1 protein-coding gene is annotated in these 453 nt (G+C 59.4%); it reads right to left on the reverse strand.

What is annotated here, in order from left to right; all coding sequences use genetic code 11:
- Positions 1-453: DNA gyrase C-terminal beta-propeller domain-containing protein (locus C5C07_RS20780; protein ID WP_304999724.1), on the reverse strand; the 453-nt coding region annotated here is incomplete at both ends.

Below are 453 nucleotides of genomic sequence, written 5' to 3' on the forward strand. Positions count from 1 at the left end.
GCGATGACGAGGTCGCCGGTGCCGTCGGTGACATCCACGTCAATGAGTTCGTCGCCGTCTTCGAGTTTGGCGGCGATGATTCCCGTCGAGAGGATGTTTTCAAACTCCGAACAGCAGGTCCGCTTGACGTAGCCGTTCCGGGTCACCATCGTGATACACTCGTCGTCGCCGAATTCGTCGGTCGAGACGACGGCGGTCAGTTCTTCGCCGTTGTCCAGGTCGATGAGATTGATAGCAGACTTGCCCCGCGCCGTCCGGGACATCTCTGGAATCTCGTAGGTCTTGAGCCGGTAGACCTGGCCCTGATTGGTGAAACAGAGCAGGTAGTCGTGGCTGTTGGCCCGGAACACCTTCGAGACACGGTCGTTCTCCTTGGGATCGGCCCCGATTATCCCTTTGCCGCCGCGATTCTGGGGGTCGAAGTTCTCGACCGGCATCCGCTTGATGTAGTCG

Source organism: Haloferax sp. Atlit-4N (assembly GCF_003383025.1).
GTDB lineage: Archaea > Halobacteriota > Halobacteria > Halobacteriales > Haloferacaceae > Haloferax > Haloferax gibbonsii.